Annotated in this window: 38 protein-coding genes; 22 read left to right on the top strand and 16 right to left on the bottom strand. The window is 31.1% G+C overall.

Features of this window, described 5'->3' with window-relative positions; translation table 4 throughout:
* Positions 1-62 precede the first annotated feature (62 nt).
* From A6V39_RS05125 to A6V39_RS05045, 17 genes are all read left to right on the top strand, one after another.
* Positions 63-548, top strand: coding sequence for a hypothetical protein (locus tag A6V39_RS05125; RefSeq protein WP_187150597.1), 486 nt, complete (start codon positions 63-65; stop codon positions 546-548).
* Between the two features lie 74 nt (positions 549-622).
* Entirely contained in the window at positions 623-1,339 is a 717-nt protein-coding gene (locus A6V39_RS05120) for a FoF1 ATP synthase subunit A (protein ID WP_187150596.1), read from the top strand.
* A gap of 6 nt (positions 1,340-1,345) precedes the next feature.
* Positions 1,346-1,603, top strand: a complete 258-nt coding sequence (locus tag A6V39_RS05115; RefSeq protein ID WP_187150595.1) for an ATP synthase subunit c family protein — start codon at positions 1,346-1,348, stop codon at positions 1,601-1,603.
* A 37-nt stretch (positions 1,604-1,640) separates the two neighbouring features.
* Positions 1,641-1,898 carry an ATP synthase F0 subunit C gene (gene atpE, locus A6V39_RS05110; protein WP_187150624.1) on the top strand — a complete coding sequence of 86 codons (258 nt, stop codon included), beginning with the start codon at positions 1,641-1,643 and terminating at the stop codon, positions 1,896-1,898.
* A gap of 42 nt (positions 1,899-1,940) precedes the next feature.
* A complete protein-coding gene (gene atpE / locus A6V39_RS05105; protein ID WP_245633526.1) occupies positions 1,941-2,207 on the top strand; it encodes an ATP synthase F0 subunit C in 267 nt (88 codons plus the stop codon).
* Between the two features lie 18 nt (positions 2,208-2,225).
* Positions 2,226-2,525, top strand: a complete 300-nt coding sequence (gene atpE / locus A6V39_RS05100) for an ATP synthase F0 subunit C (RefSeq protein ID WP_187150594.1) — start codon at positions 2,226-2,228, stop codon at positions 2,523-2,525.
* Positions 2,526-2,530: 5 nt separating this feature from the next.
* On the top strand, positions 2,531-2,824 hold the full coding sequence (atpE, locus tag A6V39_RS05095; protein WP_187150593.1) for an ATP synthase F0 subunit C: 294 nt from the start codon (positions 2,531-2,533) through the stop codon (positions 2,822-2,824).
* Between the two features lie 15 nt (positions 2,825-2,839).
* On the top strand, positions 2,840-3,457 hold the full coding sequence (locus A6V39_RS05090) for an ATP synthase subunit B family protein (protein ID WP_187150592.1): 618 nt from the start codon (positions 2,840-2,842) through the stop codon (positions 3,455-3,457).
* Between the two features lie 2 nt (positions 3,458-3,459).
* Positions 3,460-4,011, top strand: a complete 552-nt coding sequence (locus tag A6V39_RS05085) for a F0F1 ATP synthase subunit delta (protein ID WP_187150591.1) — start codon at positions 3,460-3,462, stop codon at positions 4,009-4,011.
* A 2-nt stretch (positions 4,012-4,013) separates the two neighbouring features.
* Positions 4,014-5,531, top strand: coding sequence for a F0F1 ATP synthase subunit alpha (atpA, locus tag A6V39_RS05080; protein ID WP_187150590.1), 1,518 nt, complete (start codon positions 4,014-4,016; stop codon positions 5,529-5,531).
* Positions 5,524-6,390: a F0F1 ATP synthase subunit gamma gene (locus A6V39_RS05075; protein ID WP_187150589.1), complete on the top strand. Its 867-nt coding sequence runs from the start codon at positions 5,524-5,526 to the stop codon at positions 6,388-6,390. Before atpA ends, A6V39_RS05075 begins: the two co-directional genes overlap by 8 nt.
* Positions 6,391-6,396: 6 nt before the next feature.
* Positions 6,397-7,824, top strand: coding sequence for a F0F1 ATP synthase subunit beta (atpD, locus tag A6V39_RS05070; RefSeq protein ID WP_187150588.1), 1,428 nt, complete (start codon positions 6,397-6,399; stop codon positions 7,822-7,824).
* Positions 7,825-8,280 (top strand): hypothetical protein, encoded by a 456-nt coding sequence (locus A6V39_RS05065; protein WP_187150587.1) that lies wholly within the window; start codon positions 7,825-7,827, stop codon positions 8,278-8,280.
* Positions 8,273-8,980, top strand: coding sequence for a UMP kinase (gene pyrH, locus A6V39_RS05060; protein WP_187150586.1), 708 nt, complete (start codon positions 8,273-8,275; stop codon positions 8,978-8,980). Before A6V39_RS05065 ends, pyrH begins: the two co-directional genes overlap by 8 nt.
* A complete protein-coding gene (locus A6V39_RS05055) occupies positions 8,980-9,522 on the top strand; it encodes a ribosome-recycling factor (RefSeq protein WP_245633525.1) in 543 nt (180 codons plus the stop codon). The genes pyrH and A6V39_RS05055 overlap by 1 nt, the downstream gene beginning before the upstream one ends.
* 1 nt (position 9,523) lies before the next feature.
* Positions 9,524-10,345 (top strand): phosphatidate cytidylyltransferase, encoded by an 822-nt coding sequence (locus tag A6V39_RS05050; RefSeq protein WP_187150585.1) that lies wholly within the window; start codon positions 9,524-9,526, stop codon positions 10,343-10,345.
* Positions 10,332-14,441, top strand: coding sequence for a PolC-type DNA polymerase III (locus tag A6V39_RS05045; RefSeq protein ID WP_245633524.1), 4,110 nt, complete (start codon positions 10,332-10,334; stop codon positions 14,439-14,441). Before A6V39_RS05050 ends, A6V39_RS05045 begins: the two co-directional genes overlap by 14 nt.
* A gap of 267 nt (positions 14,442-14,708) precedes the next feature.
* On the opposite strand, the gene A6V39_RS05040 is transcribed toward A6V39_RS05045, so the two are convergent.
* From A6V39_RS05040 to A6V39_RS04990, 11 genes are all read right to left on the bottom strand, one after another.
* A complete protein-coding gene (locus A6V39_RS05040) occupies positions 14,709-15,086 on the bottom strand; it encodes a hypothetical protein (RefSeq protein WP_187150584.1) in 378 nt (125 codons plus the stop codon).
* 172 nt (positions 15,087-15,258) lie between these two features.
* The gene (locus A6V39_RS05035; protein ID WP_187150583.1) at positions 15,259-15,615 is read right to left on the bottom strand and encodes a hypothetical protein; all 357 of its coding nucleotides are present in this window, start codon (positions 15,613-15,615) and stop codon (positions 15,259-15,261) included.
* A gap of 333 nt (positions 15,616-15,948) precedes the next feature.
* The gene (locus A6V39_RS05030; protein ID WP_187150582.1) at positions 15,949-16,311 is read right to left on the bottom strand and encodes a hypothetical protein; all 363 of its coding nucleotides are present in this window, start codon (positions 16,309-16,311) and stop codon (positions 15,949-15,951) included.
* Between the two features lie 9 nt (positions 16,312-16,320).
* On the bottom strand, positions 16,321-16,686 hold the full coding sequence (locus A6V39_RS05025; protein WP_187150581.1) for a hypothetical protein: 366 nt from the start codon (positions 16,684-16,686) through the stop codon (positions 16,321-16,323).
* 28 nt (positions 16,687-16,714) lie between these two features.
* Positions 16,715-17,065, bottom strand: a complete 351-nt coding sequence (locus tag A6V39_RS05020; RefSeq protein ID WP_187150580.1) for a hypothetical protein — start codon at positions 17,063-17,065, stop codon at positions 16,715-16,717.
* Positions 17,066-17,539: 474 nt separating this feature from the next.
* Positions 17,540-17,929, bottom strand: a complete 390-nt coding sequence (locus A6V39_RS05015; protein WP_187150579.1) for a hypothetical protein — start codon at positions 17,927-17,929, stop codon at positions 17,540-17,542.
* Positions 17,930-18,108: 179 nt separating this feature from the next.
* The gene (locus tag A6V39_RS05010; RefSeq protein WP_187150578.1) at positions 18,109-18,468 is read right to left on the bottom strand and encodes a hypothetical protein; all 360 of its coding nucleotides are present in this window, start codon (positions 18,466-18,468) and stop codon (positions 18,109-18,111) included.
* Positions 18,468-18,839 carry a hypothetical protein gene (locus A6V39_RS05005; protein WP_187150577.1) on the bottom strand — a complete coding sequence of 124 codons (372 nt, stop codon included), beginning with the start codon at positions 18,837-18,839 and terminating at the stop codon, positions 18,468-18,470. Before A6V39_RS05005 ends, A6V39_RS05010 begins: the two co-directional genes overlap by 1 nt.
* A gap of 6 nt (positions 18,840-18,845) precedes the next feature.
* Positions 18,846-19,214 (bottom strand): hypothetical protein, encoded by a 369-nt coding sequence (locus A6V39_RS05000; RefSeq protein WP_187150576.1) that lies wholly within the window; start codon positions 19,212-19,214, stop codon positions 18,846-18,848.
* Positions 19,215-19,217: 3 nt separating this feature from the next.
* Entirely contained in the window at positions 19,218-19,535 is a 318-nt protein-coding gene (locus tag A6V39_RS04995; protein ID WP_187150575.1) for a hypothetical protein, read from the bottom strand.
* Complete coding sequence (locus tag A6V39_RS04990; protein WP_187150574.1) at positions 19,528-19,926, bottom strand: hypothetical protein; 399 nt, start codon at positions 19,924-19,926, stop codon at positions 19,528-19,530. The genes A6V39_RS04995 and A6V39_RS04990 overlap by 8 nt, the downstream gene beginning before the upstream one ends.
* 102 nt (positions 19,927-20,028) lie before the next feature.
* Here A6V39_RS04990 and A6V39_RS04985 point away from each other — a divergent pair, with 102 nt between their 5' ends.
* The 5 genes from A6V39_RS04985 (at position 20,029) to A6V39_RS04965 (ending at position 23,167) form a co-directional block, all read left to right on the top strand.
* On the top strand, positions 20,029-20,460 hold the full coding sequence (locus tag A6V39_RS04985; protein ID WP_187150573.1) for a hypothetical protein: 432 nt from the start codon (positions 20,029-20,031) through the stop codon (positions 20,458-20,460).
* Between the two features lie 47 nt (positions 20,461-20,507).
* On the top strand, positions 20,508-21,188 hold the full coding sequence (locus A6V39_RS04980; protein ID WP_187150572.1) for a hypothetical protein: 681 nt from the start codon (positions 20,508-20,510) through the stop codon (positions 21,186-21,188).
* Positions 21,189-21,225: 37 nt separating this feature from the next.
* Complete coding sequence (locus tag A6V39_RS04975) at positions 21,226-21,861, top strand: hypothetical protein (RefSeq protein WP_187150571.1); 636 nt, start codon at positions 21,226-21,228, stop codon at positions 21,859-21,861.
* An 87-nt stretch (positions 21,862-21,948) separates the two neighbouring features.
* The gene (locus A6V39_RS04970) at positions 21,949-22,596 is read left to right on the top strand and encodes a hypothetical protein (RefSeq protein ID WP_187150570.1); all 648 of its coding nucleotides are present in this window, start codon (positions 21,949-21,951) and stop codon (positions 22,594-22,596) included.
* Complete coding sequence (locus A6V39_RS04965; protein WP_187150569.1) at positions 22,586-23,167, top strand: hypothetical protein; 582 nt, start codon at positions 22,586-22,588, stop codon at positions 23,165-23,167. The genes A6V39_RS04970 and A6V39_RS04965 overlap by 11 nt, the downstream gene beginning before the upstream one ends.
* A gap of 361 nt (positions 23,168-23,528) precedes the next feature.
* On the opposite strand, the gene A6V39_RS04960 is transcribed toward A6V39_RS04965, so the two are convergent.
* The 5 genes from A6V39_RS04960 to A6V39_RS04940 form a co-directional block, all read right to left on the bottom strand.
* Positions 23,529-23,771, bottom strand: coding sequence for a hypothetical protein (locus A6V39_RS04960; protein WP_187150568.1), 243 nt, complete (start codon positions 23,769-23,771; stop codon positions 23,529-23,531).
* 344 nt (positions 23,772-24,115) lie between these two features.
* Entirely contained in the window at positions 24,116-25,291 is a 1,176-nt protein-coding gene (locus A6V39_RS04955; RefSeq protein WP_187150567.1) for a restriction endonuclease subunit S, read from the bottom strand.
* A gap of 13 nt (positions 25,292-25,304) precedes the next feature.
* Positions 25,305-25,499: a hypothetical protein gene (locus A6V39_RS04950; protein WP_187150566.1), complete on the bottom strand. Its 195-nt coding sequence runs from the start codon at positions 25,497-25,499 to the stop codon at positions 25,305-25,307.
* A gap of 128 nt (positions 25,500-25,627) precedes the next feature.
* Positions 25,628-26,047 (bottom strand): hypothetical protein, encoded by a 420-nt coding sequence (locus A6V39_RS04945; RefSeq protein ID WP_187150565.1) that lies wholly within the window; start codon positions 26,045-26,047, stop codon positions 25,628-25,630.
* A gap of 24 nt (positions 26,048-26,071) precedes the next feature.
* The coding region (locus tag A6V39_RS04940; protein ID WP_187150564.1) for a restriction endonuclease subunit S at positions 26,072-26,853 on the bottom strand (782 nt) is incomplete at its 5' end.

Here is a 26,853-nt window from a genome sequence, read left to right as displayed (position 1 = left end):
TGGTATTAGGTAGTTATTACAGATTGTATTTGTGGGTATTTTTTTATAGTTTTTTTGCATTGATGTTTGCGGCCATAATAGGAGATTCTATAAGTAGTGGTAGTGGTAAAAAATTTACTAGATTTATTTCATGTTTAATGTGTTTTGCATGTAGTACATTATCTTTATGAATACATCACAAATTAACTACTAGAGCAGTTAATGTTGATTATTTAAATACAGAAACTAAAGGATGATTAGCAAAATATACTAAACCTAGCAAGAGTAAGAAAAAGAAGAGAAAAGTTAAGTCATCTGTAAAGATTACTTTATTTTTGAGTCATTTTTTTTCAAATTTTGTTAATCTAATTCCGGTAACTGCAGTTGCCATATGTATGTTAATTGGTAGTTCAGCTAGTTCATGATGCAATGGCTCAAATGGCTCATACATAGATAAGTATTTTTTTAGTATAGCAACTGTATTGCGTTATGCAGCTTGGTACCCTACGATGATTATTGCGCATCTATTCCTCTTCCCTAGAAGGCAAAGGTTAAAAATGGTGATCTAATGAACTTAATTTCTGTTCTAAGTAGTGATTTTTTTAAGACCAATTGAAGTTTTACTGGGCACGCTGTTACACTTTTGGTACTAACTATTCTATTAGTACTCACTGCAAACTATTACTATGACGCTATTAGAGCCGCAAAAGACTATGGAGATTTACCTAGGTTAGCTTTCTTGATATTTTTAGTAATTCAATGAATTAAGCGTAATGCTTATCAAATAGTAGGGAAATCCTATCATAAGGCAGTGCCATTTTTCATATACATAATGGCACTGTTTTGGTTTTCAAATATTATTTCGATAATAGGATTTGACTCTATTGGTAATTCATTAGTAGTACCAACTTCGATTGCTATAGTAGTTTTTTTAGGTACTGTAGTAATTGGAATAATTAACAGAGGATTTAGATATTTTGGTGATTACTTATTTTGAATTAAATACAAAAAGAAAAAAATATTTGGTATTCCTGATCCACTAAAGATTCTTGGTGAATTAAGTAAAGTAGTTTCTTTGGCTTGTAGATTATGGGGGAATACTTTGGCTGGTTCTTTAATATTGTTCTGTATTTATCATGCTACACAGGGATTATTTAAACATGGTAATGTTGAATATTTAGGGTTGTATTTGGCTCCTCTATTCCTATTTCCTTTTCATATATATTTTGATTTAGTAGATGGAACTATACAGCCAATGATATTTATGTTATTAACGATGTGTTATTGGGCTCTTGCCCAGCGGGCAGAAGGAGCGCCACCGGATGAGAAGCTACCTGAAGGTGAGGATTTTGTAGAGTAGTATAAAATGTTTTCAATAGTTCTTCTAAGCAGTTCAGAAGAGTGAAAGTGAGTTGGAATAGTATTTGTTTTCATACTTTCTTTTGTTTTTGCGATAAGTTCTGGATATATTAGAGGAAAAGGAATAGCAACTTTGGCTAGAAATCCAAGGAGTGAAGATTTAGTATTCAAAAAGTATATGATTATCTCAACTATTTGTGATTATTCAGTTTTCTTCTCTCCTATTCTTGGTATATTCTTGGCTTTGTTAGCGGCAGGAGTTTAATATGGAAGACCTCTTAAAAGATTTATTAAATCATATAATGTGAGTTTTTCAAGGACATTTACATTTAAATGAACAAAAGTTAGGACAAAATATTGGAGCAGGAATATCGCTTATTGCGGGCCTTGGTGCAGCAATAGGTCAAGGTTACATTGGAGGTAAAGCTGTAGAAGCTCTTGCTAGAAATCCTGAAGTAGAAGCATTAATATTTAGACAATACATCGTGGGCGCAGCGGTATGTGAATCTGTTGCTATATATGGATTGATTGTTGCATTGTTGTGTAAGTTTGGGAATTAAATTTACCGTTCAATAGCTATGCTTGATTTTTGAAAGGAGCTATTGAATCATATAATATGAGTTCTGCAGCAGCAGCAGCAAGCAAATAGTGATGATGTTGGTAAGAATGTTGGAGCAGGAGTGTCTTTGGTAGCTGGTTTGGGAGCTGCTATTGGACAGGGATATATTGGCGGTAAGGCAGTCGAGGCTTTAGCAAGAAATCCTGAAGTAGAAGCATTAATATTTAGACAATACATCGTGGGCGCAGCGGTATGTGAATCTGTTGCTATATATGGATTGATTGTTGCATTGTTGTGTAAGTTTGGTTAGTAGAATTATTGTTTAATAATGTTTGATGGTTTTTTGAAAGCACTATTTGAGCATATAGTTTGGGTTTTGCAACAACAGGCACAGGCACAAAAAGATGAACTGGGCAGTAATATTGGAGCAGGAATATCACTTATTGCAGGGTTAGGAGCGGCTATTGGTCAAGGGTATATAGGCGGTAAGGCGGTGGAAGCCTTAGCACGCAATCCAGAAGTGGAAGCTTTAATTTTCAGACAGTACATTGTTGGGGCTGCAGTTTGTGAGTCTGTGGCAATATATGGACTAATTGTAGCTTTACTTTGTAAGTTTGGGAGTAGTTAGTGATTATGAGTGATTTTTGAAAGGATATATTAAACCATATAATATGAGTTCTGCAGCAGCAGCAGTCAAATAGTGGCAATAACGATATTGGCAAGAAAGTGGGTGCTGGATTGGCTTTAGTGGGAGGCCTTGGTGCAGCAATAGGTCAAGGTTACATTGGAGGTAAAGCTGTAGAAGCTCTTGCTAGAAATCCTGAAGTAGAAGCATTAATATTTAGACAATACATCGTGGGCGCTGCAGTTTGTGAATCAGTTGCTATATATGGTTTAATTGTGGCTCTTCTATGCATGTATAGTTAGAGATATGAGCCAATTATGGAAGTTGACTTTTGAGAATGATTTAATAAGATATTCTGGATTGATGGTTTTGTCCTCAATGAGGATGGTATATCATTTTCACAAGAAGTTAAAAAATTTTTAAATGATCATTTAAGCGTGAATTTTTGAACTTTATTAATACACGTTTTGTGTGCTATAGTAATAATTGCTTGTATTACTGTATGGGTGTGAAAACCAACTAATGATTTTATAGATAAGAATAAGAAATTATTGGATAAGACTAAACAAGATTTAATAGTAAGCTCAAGAGAAACTAAATACTTCTTGAACTTACTTAAGAAAGAAAGGAATTATTTATTTAATTTAAGACGTAATACAGAAGAGGCTGCTAGACATGAAGCCTCTAGAATTCTTACAGAAGCTAATCGTAATGCAGATAAGATTACCGCCTCTGCTAAGGCAGAAGTAGATCATAGAATAAAAATAATAGAGCAAAAAGCTAAAGATGAGATTAAGGGTTCAGTAGTAAGATTGTCTATGGAATTAACTCAGAAGCTAATTGGAGCGCATATTAATGAAGAAAATTCAAGACATGTTATTGATGCCTATCTTAAAGATTTAGAGGATAAAAAAATTACTTCTAAACTTAATTAGTTATGGCTAGTGCTTTAGTAGCAATTAATAAAATCTCAGAAGCATTATTAAGTTTTTATAGCGAAAATCAAGAAAAACAATCTCTATTAGATCAAACAGAAAAGCTTATTGAATTCTTAGAAAAAGAAGAGGATATATTGGCTTTTTTTGCTGAATATGGTTTAGATAGAGATCATAAAAAAGAAGCATTGAAAGTTATGTGTGAAAAATTTAGCATTGATGAATTATTTAGTAATACTTTAAATATATTGATAGATAAGAATTTAATCTTTCATTTATCTTTATTTCTTTCTACTATTAAATCAACTATTAATAAAGTACTTAATGTTCAAAATGTATTTGTTTATTCTAGTTTTCCTATAATTCAAGAACAAAAAGATAGACTAGAGAAGCTGTGGTCTAAGAAAGTGTATAGGAAGTGTTTATTTCATTATTTAATTGATGAATCATTGGGATTAGGACTTAAAGTGCAAATGGATACTTACATAGAGGAGTTTTCATTAAGCTCAAATATGGCTAGATTAAAACTACAATTAGATTCTGTCTTTGGTTAATTATGGCGGAGGATATTAAGTTAGATCAATACACAGAAACTCTTAGGAGCTTAATTAAAAATTACAAAGCTTGTTCAGTATCTACTGAATATGGAAAAGTAATTACTAACTCTGATGGTATTCTTAATATTTCTGGACTTAAGAATGCGCAACTTAATGAGGTATTAATAATTAATGATTCTCTTTATGCATTAGTACTTTCACTAAGCTCTGATTTAGTAGGGGCAGTTATGCTTAGTGAATATTCTAGTGTGCAAGAGGGGGATGAAGTAAAGAGAACTAATAAGACTTTCTCTGCTCCTGTAGGGAATTCATTAGCGGGAAGAGTTATTAATGTATTGGGGAAAGCACAGGATGAAGAATTAGATATTCAAAATGTTGAGTGGGAGCAAGTTGAGAGAATAGCCCCTGGGGTTATGGAAAGGCAGTCTGTTGATCAGCCTTTGTATACTGGGGTATTAGCTGTAGATGCTCTTATTCCTATTGGCAAGGGGCAAAGAGAGCTAATTATTGGAGATAGGCAGACAGGTAAGACTTCTTTAGCTTTAGATGCTATTATTAATCAAAAAGGGAAGGATTGTTATTGTGTTTATGTTTCTATTGGACAAAAGAATTCAACTTTATTCCAGATTGTTAAGCGTCTTAAAGAAAAAGAAGCTATGGATTATACAGTTATTGTTAATGCTTCAGCTTCTGACTTACCTTCACTTAAATTCTTAGCTCCTTTTGTAGGTATTACTATTGCTGAGTATTGAATGAAGAAAGGGAAGGATGTATTAATAGTGTATGATGACTTGACACAGCACGCTATTGCTTATAGAACACTTTCTTTGTTACTTAACTTCTCTCCAGGTAGGGAAGCTTTCCCAGGGGATATTTTCTATTTACACTCTAGATTATTAGAGCGTTCTGGGAGACTTAGTGAAGAGTATGGCGGAGGATCTATAACAGCTTTACCTATTATTCAAACACAAGCAGATGATATTTCTGCTTACATTCCAACTAATGTTATTTCTATTACTGATGGTCAAATATTCTTAAAGACACTCTTATTTAACCAAGGACAAAGACCAGCTATTGATGTTACTCTTTCTGTTTCAAGGGTTGGTGGTGCTGCGCAAAAGAAGGCTATTAAAGATATGAGTAGTACTTTGAAGTTGGAGTTAGCTCAATATTTTGAATTATTAGAGTTTGCTAGATTTGGCTCAGAACTTAATGAGTCTACTAAATTTAATTTAAATTTAGGTTCAAGAATACTTAAGTGTTTAATTCAGAATTTGGGAGAGACTAGGTCGCCTACAGATGAGCTATTCTTATTATTCTTAATTAGGAATAGAGTTATTATGTCTATAGAGGATGTAGAGAAAATAATTCCTTTTGTTAGATTTGCACTTGAAGAATGAAATGCTTCACCTTTATTAGAGGAAGTAGATTTGAATGAGAAGGTTTCTCCAGAACTTAGTGAAAAGCTATTAGAGTTTGCTCAGAAATTACTAGCAGACTTTAGAAATAGTGGCTAATCTTCCCCAAATTAAGCGAAAGATTACTTCCACTAAGACTACAGCCAAGATAACTAATGCACTTAAAGTAGTTTCTTCAAACCAGTCTAATTTATACAAAGAGCTATTAAAGAAGTCTTCCCCTTATTTAAAGGGTGTATACAAGCTATTTTTTGAACTGTACAATAATCCAGATCACGATATTAGATCTACCAATAAAGAGTTAATTAAGTACTCTAGAGATAAATCAGAGTTATGAGTAGTTTTAGGTACTGATATTGGAATGTGCGGGGACTTTAATGATAAAGTCAAGAGATATTTAGACAGTGTATTTATTCCATCTACTGACGGAATAATAGTACTGGGCAAGAAGTTAAGAGCTTCTTTAGTAGCTTATGAAGGATATTTAGAGTATTTTAGGAATTCTGAAATTAATGTAAATATATTATCTCAAGAATTAAGGGATATTACAGGAAAGATATTTGATATCTTTTTTACTAAGCATTACAAAAAATTAACTTTTGTATATTTGAAAGATCCTAAAGAGGGAATAATAGAAAAAGTTAATATATTGCCGTTTACAGAAAAGTATTTTGCTAATAAAAAAAAGATATATGTGAAAACACTTAACACTGCATTAGCATATCCTCAAGTAATAATAGATTTATTTCCTAAGTATTTAGAGTGTATTGTGTTAGGTGGAGTTATGACATCTAAAATTTCTGAGCACAGTAGTAGAAGAGATTTAATGCATAATGCAACTAAAAATGCTAACGAATTATTAGATGAATATACATTAACATTTAATAAACTTAGACAAGCTAACATTACTCAGGAAATTACTGAGATTGTGGTGGCTGTACAATCTAAGAAGAAGTAGTAAAATATGGGAGTGCAACAAGAAGAAAGAGCAGAGGGACATATATTCCAAATATTTGGGCCTGTTGTGGATGTATTCTTTACAAAGTCTACGCAGCCAGCTATTAATGAGAAGTTAGTAGTTAAGAATATTGATGGGGAGCAGTTAGGTGTTCTTGAAGTGGCTCAGCTTATTGGGGATGGTGTTGTTAGATGTATTGCTATTACTCAAACTATTGGGTTAGCTAGGGGGACTCCTGTATTTAGAACTTTTGATCCAATAAAGGTACCTGTTGGGAGATCTATATTGGGAAGAATGTTTAATGTGTTGGGAGAGCCTATTGATAATAAAGAGTTACCTGAGAATTTAGAGTGGAAGCCAATACATGCTTTACCACCGCCTTTGAAACAACAATCTTCAAGAGTGGAAATTATGGAAACAGGAATAAAGATTATTGATTTATTAATTCCTTATGCTAAGGGTTCAAAAATTGGGTTATTTGGTGGTGCTGGTGTAGGTAAGACCGTTATTGTTACAGAATTAATTCATAACTGTGCTATGGGGCATGATGGGTTATCTATTTTTGTAGGTGTAGGGGAGCGTTCTAGGGAGGGTAATGACCTTTATTTTGAGATGGAACATAGTGGTGTTCTTAAGAATACTATATTACTATTTGGACAGATGAATGAGACGCCGGGGGCGAGAATGAGAGTGGCTTTGAGCGGTCTAACAATGGCAGAACACTTTAGAGATGAGTATTGTAGTGATGTTCTATTATTCATTGATAATATTTTCCGTTTTTCACAGGCTGGATCAGAAGTTTCTTCTCTATTAGGACGTACCCCTTCTTCTGTTGGTTATCAACCTACATTGGCTTATGAAATGGGTAGATTGCAAGAAAGAATTACTTCAACTAGAGATGGGTCTATTACTTCAATACAAGCTGTTTATGTGCCGGCTGATGATATTACTGACCCTGCTCCAGCTACGGTATTCGCACACTTGGATGCTAAAGTAGTATTGGATAGGAAGATTGCTTCTTTGGGCATTTATCCTGCTGTATCTCCTCTTCAAAGTTCCTCTAATTTATTAAATCCTGAGTATGTAGGAGAGAAGCATTATGAAGTAGCTAATAGAGTAGTAGAGATGTTACAGAAGTATGAAGAATTACAAGATATTATTGCTATTTTGGGTATTAATGAGCTTTCACAGGAAGATAGAGATACTGTTTTTAGAGCAAGAAAAATAAGGAACTTCTTTTCACAGCCTTTCTTTGTAGCTGAGAAGTTTACTAATATTCCTGGTAAGTATTTAAAGATAGATGATACTGTGGAGTCATTTAGAAAAATAGTGGATGGGGAGGTGGATGATTTACCTGAAGAAGCTTTCTTATATGTAGGGAATATAGATGAAGCTATAGAGAAGGCAGCTAGAATAAAGGAGCAACAAAAATAGTTGTTTAAAGAAGTAGTAAAGAAATATTACTTAAAGGAAATAATAAATTTAAATAATTCTAATGCGCTTTGAAGAGAAGAGTTATTACAAAGAATTAGTTCTTTAAGAGAGCTAATTAAGAAGCATTTTAAGTGAGATGGGGAAATAGCTTTGCTTCCTAATTTGTATTACGCTAATAAATTATTAGAGCATAATAAAGTTAAAGCTATTCATTTAAATTCCATACAAGAAGTAGCTAAGGAAGCTTCTTTTTTTACTTTTGTACCTAGAGCAGGCGTTGCTATTTTAGGTTATAAGGGGGATTTAGAACCTTTATACATAGGAGCTAATAGTATTAGTTCTTTAGGTCGAGAGAGCTATACTATCCGAAAGGATTACAGGTCTTTTGAGTGTGGTACGCAGAACTATCCTTTACTTTTTATACTTGAAAAATACTTTAGTAGTTTAAATGAGTAGGGAGCGTATCCTTTTGAAGTTAAGTGGTGGAAATTTAAAAAAACTTAATGAAACCTTTTTTTTTAATAATGAAATTATTAGTAATTTAGTAGATCAAATAGAAGAGTTATTACAAAAATACGATTTAGCTTTAGTAGTGGGAGGGGGGAATATATGAAGGGGGAGCGAGAATAAGTTAGATGCTCTTGAAGATCAGTCTTCACACTATATAGGAATGTTAGCCACTTTAATGAATAGTATTACTATACAGAATTACTTGAAAAAAAAGAATATTAAGAGCAGAATTTATTCTGCTCTTTCATGTCCAAGAGTGGCAGAAGAGTTAAATCAAGAAAATATCTCTAGAGCTTTAGATGCTCATGAAGTAGTAATATTTGGAGCTGGAACTGGGATGCCTTTTGTAAGTACTGATACTTGTGCTGCCATTAGAGCTATTGAGATAGGGGCTACTAAAGTATTAATAGGCAAGAATAGTGTTAAGGGTGTATATGATAAAGATCCAAATAAATATAAAGATGCAGTATTCTTACCAAAACTTTCATATGATGAAATATTATTTAGAAAGCTTAAAGTAATGGATCATACAGCTTTAGCATTATTAGCTCCTTACAAAGTAGAGTTATTAGTATTTAATCAAGATACTAAGGATTCTTTTGTTAAGGCTTTAAAGGGCGATATAGAGTATACCTCTATCAATTAATGAGTGCTATTTGAAGCTCTTTAGATAAGGAGTTTGGGGAGATTTTTGAGAGATTAGAGAATAACTTTAAGAAGTTGTATGTTTCTAGAGTGCATCCTGATTTAGTAGCTAATGTATTAGTCGTGGCTTATGGCTCAGAAATGAAGCTTAATGAGTTAGCTAATATTACTATTCCTTCTGCTAGGACTATTGAAATTAAACCTTATGATATTTCTTTAATTCAAGAAATAAATAAAGCCATTCAGAAACATAAGCCAGAGTTTAGTCCTATAGTACAGTCTGATTTAATAAGAATATCTTTATTGCCCCCTACTGAGGAAACTAGGAAGAGGTCAGTTAAAGAAGCTAAGGAGTATTTAGAGAAGGCAAAAGTAGCTTTGAGAGTAGTGAGGAAGGATTTTCAGGTGCTTATTAAAAAAGAAGAGCTTTCTGAGGATTTAGAGAAAAAAAATATGAATGAGTTGGATTCAAAAATTAAAGTAATGAATGGGAGATTAGAGGAAATTTATTCAAAAAAAGAGAAAGAGTTGATGACCATATAAGTTGCAGTTGCAGTCAAGAGCCGCTACAGCGCTTCTTGTAGTAGCTTCCCTCTCGTTATTTATTCTTTTAAATGCGATTCTTCCTAAGACTTTAGTACTTCCCTTTGAATTGCTTGCTCTTTCTTCTTTAGTATTTATTAGCTTTAAAGAAATAAATGCTTTAGAGTCTACAGATAACTACAAAGCAATTATTTTTTCATTTATTACTTTAGCACCTTTTTTATGGTTAGTGATAGCTCCTGAGGGATATTTAATATATTACTTATATTGATTACTTTTTCTTTATGTAATAGGGGTAGCTTCTTGGCGTTATTTTAAAAAAGATAAGTGAGTATTTCTTCAATTGAATGCATTAGCTTATTGCTTTTGGAATGCCTTTATTTTCTTGTCTTTAGTTGATATTTATTTAATGGCGTTATTACTAGGGGCAGTAATGATTAATGATACTTTGGCTTATTGGTTTGGGAGTAAGTATGGGCAAAGGAGAGTGTTTGAGTGGTCTCCTAATAAAACTCTGGAGGGATTTCTTTTTCCTATAGCGCCAGTTACTTTTTTGACTTTAGTAGTGACTTTAATAGGAAGGTGAAGTGTTAAGGGAGCTTTCTCTACAGTATGAATCACTCTTCTTATGCCTGTAATTTTATTGATGGCGAATATGGGAGATTTAGTCTTTAGTAAATATAAACGTTATTTTAATATTAAGGATTACAGTGCTTTATTAGGGGCACACGGAGGTTTTTGAGATAGATTTGATTCTCATACATTTGCATTAAATACTACTTTTTTTTTCTTATTTTTCTTTGTAGTTAATGGAAACCTATAGAAAAATATTTGTTGATTACTTTAAGCTTTTTTCCCCAAAAGAGTGGCGAGATGTAAGTGCTAAATTAGTCTGTAACTATGATGTAAATGCAAATGAGCGTGAAATAACAGTTACTTTTAAGTTCAAAGAGCCTTACATTAATGCTTCTTTCTTAAAGAATTTATGGGATTTTAGTAAGGATAGGACAGATGAGAAGCACGAAGGAGCTATTAGGTTAGTAGTAATTAATAGTATTGAGTCTAAAGAGCAAGCGGTTAATTTAATTAATCAATACTTTAATTTAATTGAGGTACCTATTACTTTAAGTCCGGAACAAACGGACTTGATGGATTACAGGTTAGAGATAAGAAAGGCTAATTTAATCGTTCCACATAAAGATAATTTACAACTATTTCTTAGATTTGCTATTAACAAAGCTTTTGAAATTGAGTTACCTGCGCCAAAGAAGGATCAACATCAGCTTTATTTATTTCATATTGAAGAAAAGTCAGATTTAAAGGGAAATAAGAAGTACAAGCTAGGGCTTACTGATTGAGAAGTATTTTATTGACTTGCTTTAAAGGCTGATTTTAAGGGAAAATTAGAGATTGGGAAGTGGTATGGGTGTAGTTATAGTTTATTTGCAGAGGGCTCTATATATTCAAACTTCTCAGACGGGAATATTACTTCATTAACTTTAGCTGATGTACAGGAAGAGCCAAAAAGAGATTTATGTGAAAAGAAGTTAGTGCCTTTATGTATACATACTAAGTATTCGGCTTTTGATGGGCTATATAAATTTAAGGACTTTGCACAGAAAGCTAAAGAATATGGACATAGCGCTTTAGGCGTTGCGGATTTAGCTTCTGTACAGTCTTTTGCAGAAGTAGAGTCTGTTTCTAAAGAGTTAGGAATAAAGCCTATATATGGTACAGAATTAGAGCTTTATGATGAGAATTATTATGCTTTTCTTAATACTGAGTTAAAGACAAGTAATACTTATTGTGTATTTGATATTGAGACTACTGGGTTAAATCCTTTATTTGATGAGATTACTGAGATAGCCATTCATAAATATATTGATTTACAGAAAGTGGATGAATATCACTCATATATCAAGATTAAGAAAACTTTAAGGGAAAGAATTATTAATTTAACTAGGATTACTGATGAGAAGTTAGAGCAGTACGGGAGAGAGTTACCTTTAGTACTTAGAGAAATAAAGGATTTTGTGGGAGATGGGATATTAGTAGCACATAATGGTATTGAGTTTGATTTGCCTTTTCTTAATGCTAAGTATGCACAGAATAATTTGGAAGGATTTAATGTGCCATTTATTGATACTATGAGATTATCACAAATATTATTCTTTGAAGAGAAATATAAATCACACTCTTTAGAGGCCATTTCTAAGAGGAATGGGGGTGATTATTCTCCTACTGAAGCTCACTCTGCTGGTTATGATGTTACTATATTATGAGAAGTATTTTCTAGATTATTAATACCTCAATTAGAGAGAGTAGGAATTGATATAGAGGATTCTTGGGAGGGATTAAATGAGAGATTAATTAATCCTAATATATTTAAATATGTACATGGACATAATGTATTAATTTATGCAAAGAATAAAGAGGGAATAAGAGATCTTTACGAAATACTTTCTATAGCTCATACTACTTCATTTCATGATAGAGCTATGATTAGTAAGAGCACTTTGAATAAATATAGAGAAAATTTATTAATTGTTTCTCCGCCTTTAAACTCAGAAATAATTGGATTACTTTTTAAGAATAATGAGAAAGAGTTGCTTGAGGTTGCTAAATTTTATGATTATTTAATACTGCCTCCTGTTTCTCACTTTGTTCATGATATAGATCGGGAAATAATAGAGGAGCAAGAGTTAGTAAAGGCCTTAAAGAGATTATTTGAATTACTGAATAGTAACAAGTTACTATTTAATACAGCTGTTAGGTATTTGAATAGTAGAGAGAGCGAGCAATATTTAGTATTAATACATACTAAAGCTATTTCTGGTAAGAGGCATTATTTATTTGATGGGAGAGAGAAGAATGATGTCTTTCCTTTGTTTTTCTATAGGAATACTGAGGAATTACTTAATGAATATGCTTTTTTGGGAAGAGAGGATTTAGGGGAGTTAGCATTTAATAATCAAGAGACTTTTTTGGCTGAAATAGAGGATAATTTAGAGGTAACTAAGAAGAAGTTACATCCGCCTTCTATTGAGGGATGTGAGTCTTTATTGAAGAAGCAGTGTAAGAAGAAGTTAAAGGAGCTTTACGGCAAGGAATTAAATAGTTACATTAAGAATAAGTTTGAATTTGAACTTAATAGTATTGTTAATAATAATTACACAGTAATATATTGAGTATCTCATTTATTAGTTACTGAGTCTATTAATAATGGTTTCTTAGTTGGGTCTAGGGGATCTGTAGGCTCTTCTTTTGTAGCTTTCTTATTAAATATTAGTGAGGTAAATCCTTTGCCTCCTCATTATAGGTGTGCTAATTGTTCTTATTTTGAGATATTAGAGGATTTTCCTGAGTCTGGATTTGATTTGCCTACGAAGATATGTGAAGGGTGTGGTAAGGAGCTAGCTAGGGATGGGCATAATATACCTTTTGAAACATTCTTGGGATTTGGGGGGAATAAAGTGCCGGATATCGATTTAAATTTTTCTGGGGAATATCAGAATAAAGCACATAATTTCTTAAGGAATTATTTTGGGAAGGAAAGGGTGTATAGGGCCGGCACTATTAGTGCTATGGCAGAAAAGACTGCTTTTGCTATTGTAAGGGATTATTTAGAGGAGACTGGGAAAAATTATAGTCAGGGAAGAATTAATTGATTAGTTAAGCAAATAATTGATGTTAAGAGAACTACTGGGCAACATCCGGGAGGGATATTGATAGTGCCTAATGATTACACTATTTACGATTTTTCTCCTATTAATTATCCAGCCAATGATATTACTAGTGATTGGTTAACTACACATTTAGAGTTCAATGATTTGCATGATGCTTTACTTAAGTTTGATATCTTAGGACATGATGATCCTACTACTTTAGCAAGGTTAAAGAAATTAACTGGCTTTGATCCTTTAAATGTACCAATTAGCGATCCTAATGTATTAGCACTTTATAGTTCTTGTCAAGTGTTGGGAGTGGAAGAAGGAGATTATGTTGATGGGGATAATACAGGGGCTATAGGACTACCAGAGTTTGGGACTTTGCTTACTAGAAAGATACTTAAGACTTGTAAGCCTAAGAGTTTTGCAGATTTAATAAGAATTTCCGGGTTTTCACATGGTACTGGGGTGTGGAAAGGGAATATAGATAAGTTTATTAAGGATGGGACACATAAGCTTAATGAGGTAATTACTTGTAGGGATGATATTATGCTTTATTTGTTATCTATGGGGCTAGAGAGAGAAGATGCCTTTAATATTACTGAGTCTATTAGGAAAGGGCATGGGGTTAGCGCTAAAGCAGAGAAAATATTAAAGAATCATAATATACCGGATTGGTATATTTCTTCTGCTAAGAAGATTAGTTATATTTTTCCTAAGGCACACGCTACAGCTTATGTATTAATGAGTTGAAGGATAGCTTACTACAAGTATTATTATCCTTTGCATTTTTATGCTGTATGGTTTACATTAAGGGCAGAGGACTTTGATTATTCTTTATTAATTAATAATAATATTGATGAAGTGAGGAGTAAATATCATGATATTTTTGAGAGAATGAAGTCTAATAAGTTTGCAGTAAAGAGCTCTGTTAAAAACAAAGAAAAGACTGCTTTTTATGTTTATGAGGCGGCTTTGGAATTTTTAAAAAGGGGATTTAAGTTTAGAACCATTAGTATAAATGAGTCTGATTATTCTGACTTTAAGCCTTTAGGGAAGGAGTTATTAGTGCCATTTATAGTTATTGAGGGATTAGGAGCTATTAAAGCACAGGCCTTAACTAAGGAGAGGGAAGAAGGGGGAGAGTATACTTCTTTAGAGGATTTAATTAAGAGAACTAAGTTAAATAAGACTGTTATTCAGAAATTAAAGGATTCAAAAATAATACCAGAAGAATGACTTTATTCTTAACAATTTTTTGCCGTTTTTTACAAAGTTAAAATAAATTTATTCCGAAATTTGATTAAGCTATTTAGAAAAAGGTTTATTAATTATGACAAAGATATTTGCGAGGCTTACAAAAGAAATATTTGTCCCAATTCAATAAATACCACAAGGTGCAAAGTAATTTTGCTAGGATTTATTTTTGTGAAATAAAAGTACTTTGATTGAGATTATTTTTCATTAAACAACCAACAACAGGAATTGATATTTTAAATAGTATAGCCTAGTATTTCATTATCCAAACAATCATCCCTTTTTTTGAGATTTTTTACAAAGTTCATCATATAATTCCTCGTGATCAACAGGTTTTTTACATCAAGCCTTTAATTTTTCTTTTGCTCTTTCTCTATCTGCAAAATCTGTTCTTTCCGCATTAAGATTAAAAGACGCAGGATTCCTACCACTTAAATCAATTTCTAGTTGACTCCTTTTAGGTGAATTTTCAAATTTATTTTTAAGAATATTTATTTTTTCATCTCATATGCCAGAATTAATCTCTTCATTTTCAATTTTTATTAATTTCTCCCTCTTAAATGCTCAATTAGACCCAATCAAACTTGCACTCCCAACTCCCAAAATACAAGGAATAACTATTTTTGATAAATAAGACATAAAATGACTTTTAAAAAGAATATTCTTGATTTTTAGTTCTTTGGCACAACTCCTGAATTAACTTTTCCTTACCTTAAGGATCTTTATTAAATCAAGTCTACAAAGCTCTTTTATAAATCATAAGCGTTAGTGCTTATTTTTGATTTTAAGGCTTTATTTTATTAAGTCTCCTTTACACACAATACATTTCTTTAGACAACGCTTCTTTGCTTTTTTTGGACTCGTCAGAACATCAATTTTTTAAAGCTTGTTTTGCTTTATCAAAATACTTAAATCCATCATTATTTCTATTTAATTCTAAAGCTAAATCAACATCTATCTCTCGAATAGAATCTTTTAAATCATTGAGTGAGGCATCTACTTTTCCATGCACAAAAACCACCTTCTCTTCTAGCTTTTTTGTGTTTGTGTTTCAAGCTTCTTCTTTGGCATTTGAAAGGTGTCTATTTAATGCAACAACTCCCCCAGATATGGCACCAATTCCTGAAATTCCTCCTAAAATCAGTAATTTGTAATTTACAGTTGACATTATTAAAATAATCAATCTTTTTTTTCGTTTTTACAAAATTCATTAATTAATTTTTTTATCTCTAAATCTTTGTTTCATCAAGTTTGTGGTGCTTTTTAGTTTTTGGTTCCTCTAATATCAATTTTATTTGTGTCTATTACTTTATTATTCGACAAATAGCTTAACTTTAATAAACAATGAATTATCGACTTTTAATAATAGGTTTTTGAAAGAAACGTTAATTTGGAATTGTTAAGCAAAATATTTTACATTTGCACTATTAAATGATAGACTAACCATAATTCCTAATTTTTATTTCTTTAAATTAATAATAACTTCGTTTGCTAAGTTCTACTAAAACAACCAGCCTTTTTGTTCTTGTACGTGACACAAAGATCTTGAGTGTTCTTTTGCTTCTGTTTTATCTTTTTTTGCACATCATTCTTGCAATGCTTCTTTAGCTTCGTCACGGTTAGTAAAATCATTTCCATTTTTTGCTAATCTTCTTGCATTCAATGTCTTGTCTATCTTTCTTGCCAAATGAAAATCTTTCTCTATCTTTTTCAAAAGTTCATTTAATTTTTCATTTCATCTCTCGTCAACTTTGCTCGGAATATCAATCCACCTCATTCTCTTAAATAAGTAATTACTACCCACCAAACTCCCACCAGAAACAAACAATGTACTTGGTAGTACCATTTTTAAAAATAATGACACAATTTTTAATTAACCAAACAATCACTCTTTTTTAACAGATTCTTTACATAATTCTTCTTCATGCTCTTTTTCTCCTGTTTGTTTATTTTCTTTTTTGCACCAAGCTTTTAAAGAAGCTTTTGCATCATTTTTATTGCTAAATTCTTCACTTCCAGAAGCGCCTGTTTTAGCTAAATTGCTAGAATGCTTTTGCGGATCAATCTTGACACTTAAACCGCTATTTGCAATAATTTTTTTAAGTAATATAGGTAATTTTTCTTCTCATTTATTTTCTGCTCCGTCTTGAGGAATATCTACAAGTCGCTCTATTTTAAATATATAATTACTCCCCACTAAACTTCCGCCAGCAGCTGCATAACAAATACCCGCAACCAAAACCTTAATTGGGAATAATAACCCGAGCTTAAAAGATTAAATTTTTATATTCAACTTTTTTACACAGTTTGTCAAAGTATTCTTTTTCGTGATTTTTTCCATTACATCATTTTTTTAAAGTAACCTTAGCATTAGCTACATCAGTGAATCCGCTATTATTGGAATTTAAAGCAAGATTAGTTTTTTCTCCTCCGCCAATGCTTTGTGCAATTTCATCTCTAGTATTTGAAGGTGTTAACATTTTTTTAAGCTCTTCTAGCTTTTGGTCCCAAACTCCTTCTTCTGAATCTTTTACTTTTATTAGATATTTCTTTTTAAATATTCAATTAGATCCAACTACACCTGTGCCACCTGCCACCAAAAAGCAAGGAATAGTCATTTTTCAAAAACCTGTCATAATTTAAAATAACCAACCTATCTCTTTTGATATTTTACACAATTCATTCTCATGCAATTTTTCATACTCCTCTTTTTCTCTTTTTAAACACCATTTCTTTAAATCATTTCTTGCATTATCTTTTTGGGCAAAATCCTCAGGAGCGGAGCTGTTAATAGCTAAATTATTAACACTTTCACCTCCTGAATTTATTTTTACACTTAACTGAGTATTTGAAGTTAATTTTGGTATTAATAATTTAAGTTTTAAATCTCATTGTTAATTACCACCATTTTATTCCAAATCCACATTTATGATTTTTTTAAATAAATAATTACTACCAATTAATCTACCACTTACTGTTGTTAATCCTAAAATAGGTAAAATCAACAGTTTGATCATAAAAACGTCCCCTTAATTATCTATTACGATATTCTTAAAAATTAATAATGTTAACAGTATCTAAAAATAATGCAACTATCCCATTCGATTACCAAACAATCAGCCAGTTCATTGTTTCTCTTTGCATAGTTCTGTAACTATATCCTCGTTTGAATCCCTTTTACTTTGGCATCAAGCTATTAAAGAATCCCTTGCTTTTGCTGGTTCTTTAAAGTTATTATTATTACTATCTTCTATTTCTAGGCTTTTCGCATGTTCACTAGTTCCAGCAATTTGTGATTTTAAATTAGTATCTCCATTTTTAATTTTTTTAAACAAGTCTTTAACCTTTTGGTCTCAATCCTCTTTGTCTTCGCTATCTATTAGTAACACCTCTTCTTTTTTAAATATTCAATTAGATCCAACTACACCTGCACTCCCAACTCCCAAAAAACAAGGCATTCCAAATTTAACTAAACTTAACATGTGAAAAAACTAACTTTTACTTACTTTTAAATAATTAGTTGATTTTTAGTAATATTTCATTATTTTTAAATTTCTGCTCAAAATAACTAGACCTTTAACGAAAGTAATAATTAACCCTAAAGATATTTTTTAAATACATTAATTACTACTAAGTAGTATGTAGTTTATGCAAGGAATTGTTATTTTTTAAATTTACAAACAGTAGTATCAAGATTGATATTGTTATATGTTCTTTCCTTTATTTCACTATTTTGGCATCATTCTTTTAATTCTTCCTTTGCTTTTTTTGGATCTTTAAATTTGTCGTTTTCGATTTTAAAAATGCTTTCTTCCTCTTCTTTACCAGTAATAACCGCAACTAGCTTTTTTCAATTATTGCTTTCGGCTTTTATTTTCTTAGCCAGTTCATCAGTTCTTGCTGTTCATAGTGCGTCTTCAGCAATATTAGCTTTATGATTTATTATTGCTACGGTGCTTGCTGTTGCGGCACTGACCCCTCCTATTCCTAAAGCAACTCACTTTATTAAAGATACTGACATTATTTTGACATTCAACCTACTTGATCTTTAACTTTACATAATTCTTCAACTAATTTTTGATCATATTTGTTATTTTTTTTACATCAGTTTTGTAAAGCTTCTTTAGCTTTAGCACTATTAGAGAATTTTCCAGAAGTAGTTATCAAAATTCCAGGATTGTTTTGGGAAATTTTGTCTATTATTTCTCTATTGTTAACAGTACTAATAATTTTGTTTAGTAATAATGTAATTTTGGTGTCTCAAGCTTTACTATTTTTGTCTTTAATATCTACTAATTTTTCTTTTGTAAATACGTAATTACTTCCTAATAAACAACCACATACTGTTAAACCACCTAAGCATCCAACTGTGGTTTTTATTGGGAAGCTCACACCGCCCTAAAACATTCAGCCTTTAGTTTCCTCTACTTGACATAAATCTTTTTCATGGGTAGCTGTGTCACTTTTGTCACTACTTTTGCACCAGTCTTGCAAGGCTTTTTTGGCTTTATCGATGTGAGTAAATTTAGCGGGGTTTGTGGTTCTTACTAGCGTTTGGCTACTAGTTTGTTTATCTATTTTTGCATCTAATCCACTATTTTGATTTAATTTAGTAAGTAATAATTCTAATTTTTCGTTTCATCTTTCATCTTCAGGTTTTGTAAGAGTAACTATTCTTTTTGTTGTAAATATTCAATTAGACCCAACTACACCTGCACCAGCAGTTCCAATAACACAAGGCAATCCTACTTTAAGAAGTAAAGACATTAATTAGTGACAGAACTTATTGAATAGGTATTTATCTTTGTTATTAACACCAGTAACACATCAATCATTTAAAGTTTGTTTAGCTTTTTCTCTATCTATAAATTGATTGTTTTCAATTTTGAATTCATTATCCATTCCATCTTGTTTAATTTGGTTCACTATTCCCGCTTGTCTACCACTTTGGTTCTTAACATTTACTAATTCTTTAAGTAGCAAGTCAATAGCTTCTGTTCTTTGGTTAGCTAATAAAGATATTGATCCTGCTACTACTGTTCCAACACAACCAGCTCCAAAATAAAGAAATTTAATTAACTTAGACATCATTTCCAAATAATCATCCTTTTTTTACTTCTTTTTTGCATAACTTATCTTTTAGTTCTGCTTCTTGTGCATCAGTCCTTATACATCAAGCTTTAAGAGCATCTCTAGCACTTGTTTTATTTTTGAATTCTTTTGAATTTGCTGGAGTTTCCACAAAAGACAATGTAGTACTGTGATGAGCGCTATCTATCTTTGCTGCTAAACCATTATTACTAGTTTTTTTCAATTCGTCTGCTAATTCAAGCAGTTTATTTTCTCATTCTTTATTGTCAGTTGGTTCAATAGCTACGATTTCGGATTTCGGAAAAGCATAATTGGAGCCAACCAAACCAACACCACCTATTCCAACAGTTGTTGCTACTACTGTAACACCTTTAAGTAAGAATGTCATTTACTTTGTTTTTGCTTATATGTTTATTGGGCTTGGTTTGTTGTTTTGTTTATTAGATTGTAGATCTCTTTATTGTTTTTGTAGAACAAAAATTTACAGACGATGATACCGAAAGCTAATACTCCTGATAATTGAGGAAGAAGCATTAGTAATGGGAATATTGTTAAACAGATAATACTACTTAGTAATATTTTTGATTTCTTTAATACATTCTTTATTCTCTCTTCATTTATTACTCTAAGTATTTGATTAAAGGAATTTAAGACTTTGAAACTCTTAAATACACTTACTGCTATTAAGACAATAAGAACTATGAGAGTTACAACTACAACAACTAATAACGGTATTTCTTCAAACATTTTTGAAGTATTGATAGGTTCTTCAAGAGAAGGAATTGATCATTCTGTAGAGACTCCTACAATAACCGTTAAGAATGAAAAAGATATTAAGGTAACACCAAGTTCTAGTTTTCATCATTTAATGAGTTCTTCCGATTTCTTTAGTAGATCATCAAACATCTATTGGCTTAACTAATGAATTTTAAATATCTTTAGTTGTTGTATAAGTTAAATAATTAAAATTTGAGGTTAGTTACAAAAGTATTAAGTTTACTTTTCTTAGCAGGGTCATCAACAGCAACTTATTTATTAGTTTCAAAGTTTAATAATAATGATATTAATAGTAGCGATATTAAAGTTGAAGATAAATCGGAATTATCAAAAGATCGTACCACTCCTACTTGACAACAAGAATTAGTTAAAGAAGGATATACACTTGTATCTAAGAATGATAGTTGGCAAACGTTTCCAGGTTTGGCTGAAGCATATAGTGAAGAGAAGACTATACCATTCGGAGAAGCAGATAATAAATTAAGTGAATTGTGTGATAAGTTTAGAGAACAAGAACAATTAAGCCCAGAGGAACAAAAAGAGACAAAAAGATGATGTGTACAACCAAGAACACTAGATTCATTATTGCAACAGAAAGGAAAGAAATTACTTTATCAAGCAGAAGAAAGAGGCTTTGTATGAGATAGTGCTAAGGTAAATAAAAAAATAGAAGATTATTCAAAGAATCAGGATGAAAAATTAAAGTTGGAAGTTAGTTGAGAGAATAATAGTAAACTTAATATAGGTTCATCCTTTTCACCAAAAGATAAAGAGAATTTTCAAAATGCATGTTTAGATTTGTTAGCCGTTAAGAGTTTTGATAAAGATTTAGAAAGAAGAATGGAAAAAGCTGAAAAGTGGTGTGTAGATTAATAAATTGAAACTAGCATATAAATTACTTGGTTTAGTCTTGTCGTCCGGAACTTCTGTAGTTGCTTATTTACTAATTCCTTTTGCGACCGTTGAAACTACTGAAAGCGGTCTTAAACCTTCGTCAGAAATTAAAAGGAGTAATGCATCTTGGAAAATAGCTTTAACTAAACAGGGTTATATTCCTGTAGATTTAAGTACGCCCTTTGAAGAACATCCACGACTTTTAGAGACTTTTAAGAAAGCGAGGAATCTTGAGGATGGTAAAGAGGGAGAAGAATTAAGAAAGTTGTGTAATTCTTTTGAGAAAAAAGATTCTTTAAGTTCTGAAGAAGAAGTGGAAGCAAAAAGATGATGTGTTAATCCAAGAAAAGTTGGTGATATTTTGAAGGGCCGAGGCAGGAAGTATATTTATACTTTGGAACACGAGATAGAGGTTTGAGATAATGAAAAAACTAGAAATCTAGCAAGACAATATATGCAAAATAAAGTGGACAACTTGAAAATGGCAACTGCTTGAAATAATACCAATTTATTAACTATTACTGAAGAGAATTTTGATAAAGATTTAGAGACATTTAAAGGAGCTTGTTTAAATGCTTTAGATGCAAAAAGTTTTGAAGATGATTTAGAACAAAAAATCAAGAAAGCTGAGCAATGATGCACAGAAGAGTAGATTCTTCCAAGCAATTTAAAAATTTTTCGAAATTCTCAATAAATTTAAATTATTATTCTCAACAAGAATTATCCTTTTTAGGAGTTCTTGGATATTAAGAAATTTCTTACTACTTTATCTTTTGCTGGTGCAACTGGGTTAATTGTCTTTGAAATTTTCTCTAGTCTTTATAGAAAACCACTTCTTTATTTAGTAGTAAGATCACAAGGATTTAAAACTCTTCTAGAAATTAAGAAAGAACCATTTAATAAGTGAAAGAGAATTTTTGTTACTAATAGAGCAGACTTATTTAGAGAAAATTTTATTCCTTATTTAACTAATAAAGCTTCAGATGCAGAAGGAGCTTATTATTTAAATAGGTGATGTAGAGAAGCATTTAATAGTACAGATTGAGATAGTTTAACTTTATGAAGAACTAGGAGATATTGTACAGCTACATGGGCAATTGAGTTTCTTGAAGAGGATGGAGTTCATTTAGTAGAAGAATTAGATGAAGAACTTAGAGAAAAAGAATGGAATAAAGTCTTTAAGGAATTAAGGGGAAATATTGCAAGAGCAGGAGTAATTAATGAATTTAATGAAAGAGAGAATAATGCAGATAGGGCTATAGCATTACTTCAAGATTGATGTGGCTATAGATTAAATCAACACTCTACTAAAGAAAACTATTTAGATAAGAAATATGCTAGGTCTTGGTGTGTAACTTTAGATTCGCCAAGAAGAAATGAAGCATAAGAAGACTATATTTTCTCTAGGAATAGTAGCATTAGCAGTACTTTATGGAATTTATAGAGGCTCACCAATTATCTCTAATTCATTAGAGAGTGAAGGCTTCAAATTAGTATCAAGCGCTAAGGATAAAGAAGAGATTTACAAGAGAATATTAGTGAGACACAAGAATCAGATTGATAAGGATATTAAGTTAGATGAATTCTTAGTTGGAGAGAATAAGAAATGAGTAGCTTTAAGTTTTTGATGCGATAAAGAAACAAGTAATAGGAAATTCTTAGTTAGTGTAGATAATTACAAAAAGTACTGTGTAATGAGTGTGGTAGATTATTTGAAAGATGGACAATTAAAGGAACAAGACAGAGAAGTGGCGAATGAAGATGCTATGTATATTTCTGGAGTTTCTTTCTTTGAAAAGGAATTAATATACAAAGACTTATTTAAAGATCAGAGACTGGAATGAAAAAATGAATTAGTAGATAATTACAAAGCTTGAATTAATTGATGCAAAACAAGACCATTCAAAAAAGACGATGTTTCAATTAAAGAATTAGTTCAAACTAGGTGTTTAATTTAATCTTTTTTAACTACTTCTCTTAGAGAATGCTTATCTTAAAAGTGCATCATCGTCTCAAGCTGGTAAGTAATTTTCTTTCAATATTTCTGGTGGAGTTTTTTTGGAAAATTGATTATTGATATTCCTGTAATAACCAACTTTTTGGTTTCAACTTAAAGTATCATTTAATTTAACATCAAATGAGGATATAGAAAACTACTCCTCCAGCAATCCATCAATTACCTTTTTCTAATATTTAAATTTTATTAACCGTTATGAAAAACAATCTTTTATTGTTCTGCAAAAATTAAATTATTTTTGGATGGATCCAAAACGTTTATTAAGAAAAGTAATTCTTGAAATAAATATTAAAGACCTATAATTACCTGTTTTTTACTCCTTTTAAGCCTCTATATAGCCATCCACAAACACTTTCAGATTTTGCTTTAATATTTCCCTTTCCTTGTATACAATCTTTGTATGCTTGATTGGTTGGTTTAGGTCTAGGATTTACTACTGGTTTTGATAATCCGTTATCTTTTGTAATATAACCATATAAAGCACCGCCACTGCCCGCCACTAAACTACCTATTAAAACAGTTTTCACTTTGTTAATTAATTTCATTGTCTAATTCCTGAAATATCTTTTCAGCCTTATATAACTTAAAGCAGGAATAAAGTTAAAGAATTTGTGGTAATGAATGAAGATATTTAGAAAATATTATTAGGAATATTAGTTATTGTTGGAATAGCATCCGGTGTTGTGGGTGGCTTGGTTAATCTAAACCAGTAAAGTCTATTAGATCTCCTAAGTTTAAAAGTTTCTGCTCCTCTCAATAAGACAGTTGAAAGAATATTTAATACTTGAGAAAAATACAATAGATGTTTAAGTTACTCTACTAAGTGCGAGTCTTTAAGACCTAAAGAATTGAAATTTAATTAACAGGAATGGAATCTTTAACTTGATCATTATTGATTTAATAATTCATCCCTATAGTACTCATACTGTTGCTTCCTCATTAATATCTCTGTAGGCAATCCTTCTTTAATATTGTTAGACAATTCTCAAAATTTATCTAATAAATCAACAATTTCTTTTTGTTTTTCTAGTGAAGGTACAGGAATCTTAAGCCCTTTAATGGAATCAAAAGTAATATTGAATAAACAAGCTCACATACTCGATTTTGTTTTTTGTTTTTGAGCATTAGTAGTAGATAGAGCATAAGATAGATATTTAGGATTTTGATTATGCTTTATTACAATGCATACATCATCAATTAATGCTTGCTCTTTTCCTAGGTAAGCGCAAGCTTTACCTATTCCATTTTTGCTTTGGCTTGTAGCAGCTATCAAAACATCTCCATATTCGCAATATTTAGGGTTTTGAATCTTTGATTTATCTGTAAATAAAGTACAAATATCAAAATGTAGTCTATTCTCTTCAAATAATTGCGCATATCTTATGCAAGGGTCTCCAGATTCTAAAATAGAATTTTTTAAGAACCTCTTACCCCTGTAATGATCTGTAGTTATTTCTCTTAAAGTTAATCATTTGATCTTGTTATCTTGTTTGAATGAAAGTAGCTCATCCCTATAGTACTCATATTGTTGTTTTCTTAAACTTAGCTCTTCTTCAAGCTCTTCTGATAATTTTCAAAACTTATCTAGTAAATTAGCAACTTCTTTTTGTTTTTCTAGAGGCGGAACAGGGATTTTGAGTTCTTTGAATTTATTTAAATTTAAGTGTAGTATTGCAGATTTACCTGTTGTCATTTGTTCAATTTCTTTAGTTTTTGAAATAAGAAAGTGAAACAAGTACCTAGTGTGAATGTTATTTTTGGGTATTACTTTAATTAACTGAGAACTTAAATAAAAATTGCAATTTTTATTGTTGAAAGCAACTTTTCCTATAGTTCCATCTTTTGAAATAACTATTTCATTAGGGTATAGTATATGTTTTCCTAAATTTTTGGAATAATCTGAAGGGTAGAAAAATTTAAGTTGAGTATCATCTATTTTGTTATTTTTTAAACTCGTAACTCGTAAAATAGGTTCCCCGTTTTCTTTATATTTATGACTTTCAAAGCCATAACCAGCTTGTAAATCGCATATATCTTTGATAGTTAAATATTGAATATCAGACACGCGAAAAATTTAATTATCAAGTATATTTACCATTACCAAACTTTCTGCAATAAGAAGGAAGCCATTTACTTCTACAGCTATTGTATGCATCAAATTCGTTCACTGTTTTTTGAGCAACTTTATCTGGAGCTACGAAAGGTTTAACTGGAATTATTTCAACTTTTTTTTCGTGAATAGCAATTGAAGAAGATTGGTTTAAGGCTGACAAAGTAATTGCGGTGGCTGAAACTGCAATATATACAGAAGCGCAAGTTACGCTTCTTCAATTTATTATTTTGATATTAAGAGGAGATGATAACAGATTGTGATTATTAATAGTAGATAATTTGAGTTTTTTTATTTTTTTCGTTTTTGTTCAAAATCTCAAGAATTATCTCTAGCGCATTCCATACATCATCCTCTCGAATCGCTACACTCTTGATATCCTTCATCAGCTTTAGCATAACAATAATCTCTAAATGCTTCTCAATTTGTATGTTCTTTTACAAAGCCATTTCTTTTGGTTTGATCATTTGTATCTTTATTTTCATATCAATATTTTCAAATTTCATCATCTTTGTAATCTGGTAAATATCAAACCCCTTCTCCTCCGGTGCTTGTTAATCCAGATAGCCAAAACTGACTCGGTATTTTTGAATAACGAGTCATTTTTTTATTGTAAGCTATTGTGTCATTTATTTTAAGACCCCCAAAAGAAGCAATTAAAATCGTAGCCCCCCCTAATAAACTACCGATTAACTTTTTGTTGATAGCCAAATTAATAAATTAAATTATTAGGTCTTATAATTTTAATAATTCATCCCTATAGTACTCATACTGTTGCTTCCTCATTAATATCTCTGTAGGCAATCCTTCTTTAATATTGTTAGACAATTCTCAAAATTTATCTAATAAATCAACAATTTCTTTTTGTTTTTCTAAAGAAAGTAAAGGAATTTTGATTTTTTTAATTGAATCAAAAGTAATATTAAATAGTCCAGAAGAAATGCTTAACTTTATTTTTTGTTTTTGAATATTTGTAGTTGATAACGCATAAGCTAAATATTTAGGATTTTGATTGTGTTTAATTACCACGCATATGTTGTCAATTAACGCTTTTCCCCTTCCTAAATAAGCACAAGCTTTAGCTATATTTTTTCCAATATTGCTTGTGGCAGTTATCAAAACATCTCCATACTCGCAATATTTGGGGCTTTGAATCTTTGATTTATCTGTAAATAAAGTGCAACCATCCAATTGTAATTTATCTTCTTCATATAGTTGTGCATATCTTATGCAAGGTTCTCCTGATTCCTCAATTGAATTTTTAGGAAAGAAACTGCCTCTATAAATATCAGTTGCTATTTCTCCTAAAGTTAACCATTCAATCTTGTTATCTTGTTTGAATGACAGTAACTCATCCCTATAGTACTCATATTGTTTTTTTCTTAAATTTAGCTCCCCACAGAGCTCCCCAGATAGTTTTCAGAATTGATTTAGTTTGTTAGCTATTTTTGCTTGAGTAGCTAAATCAGGTAGAGATATTTTGATTTTCTTTAATCTATCAATATCTAATGCAGGAA

The organism is Candidatus Mycoplasma haematobovis, assembly GCF_001645765.1.
GTDB classification, from domain to species: Bacteria; Bacillota_I; Bacilli_A; order Mycoplasmatales; family Mycoplasmoidaceae; genus Eperythrozoon_B; species Eperythrozoon_B haematobovis.
This window is presented reverse-complemented; position numbering and strand designations above follow the sequence as displayed.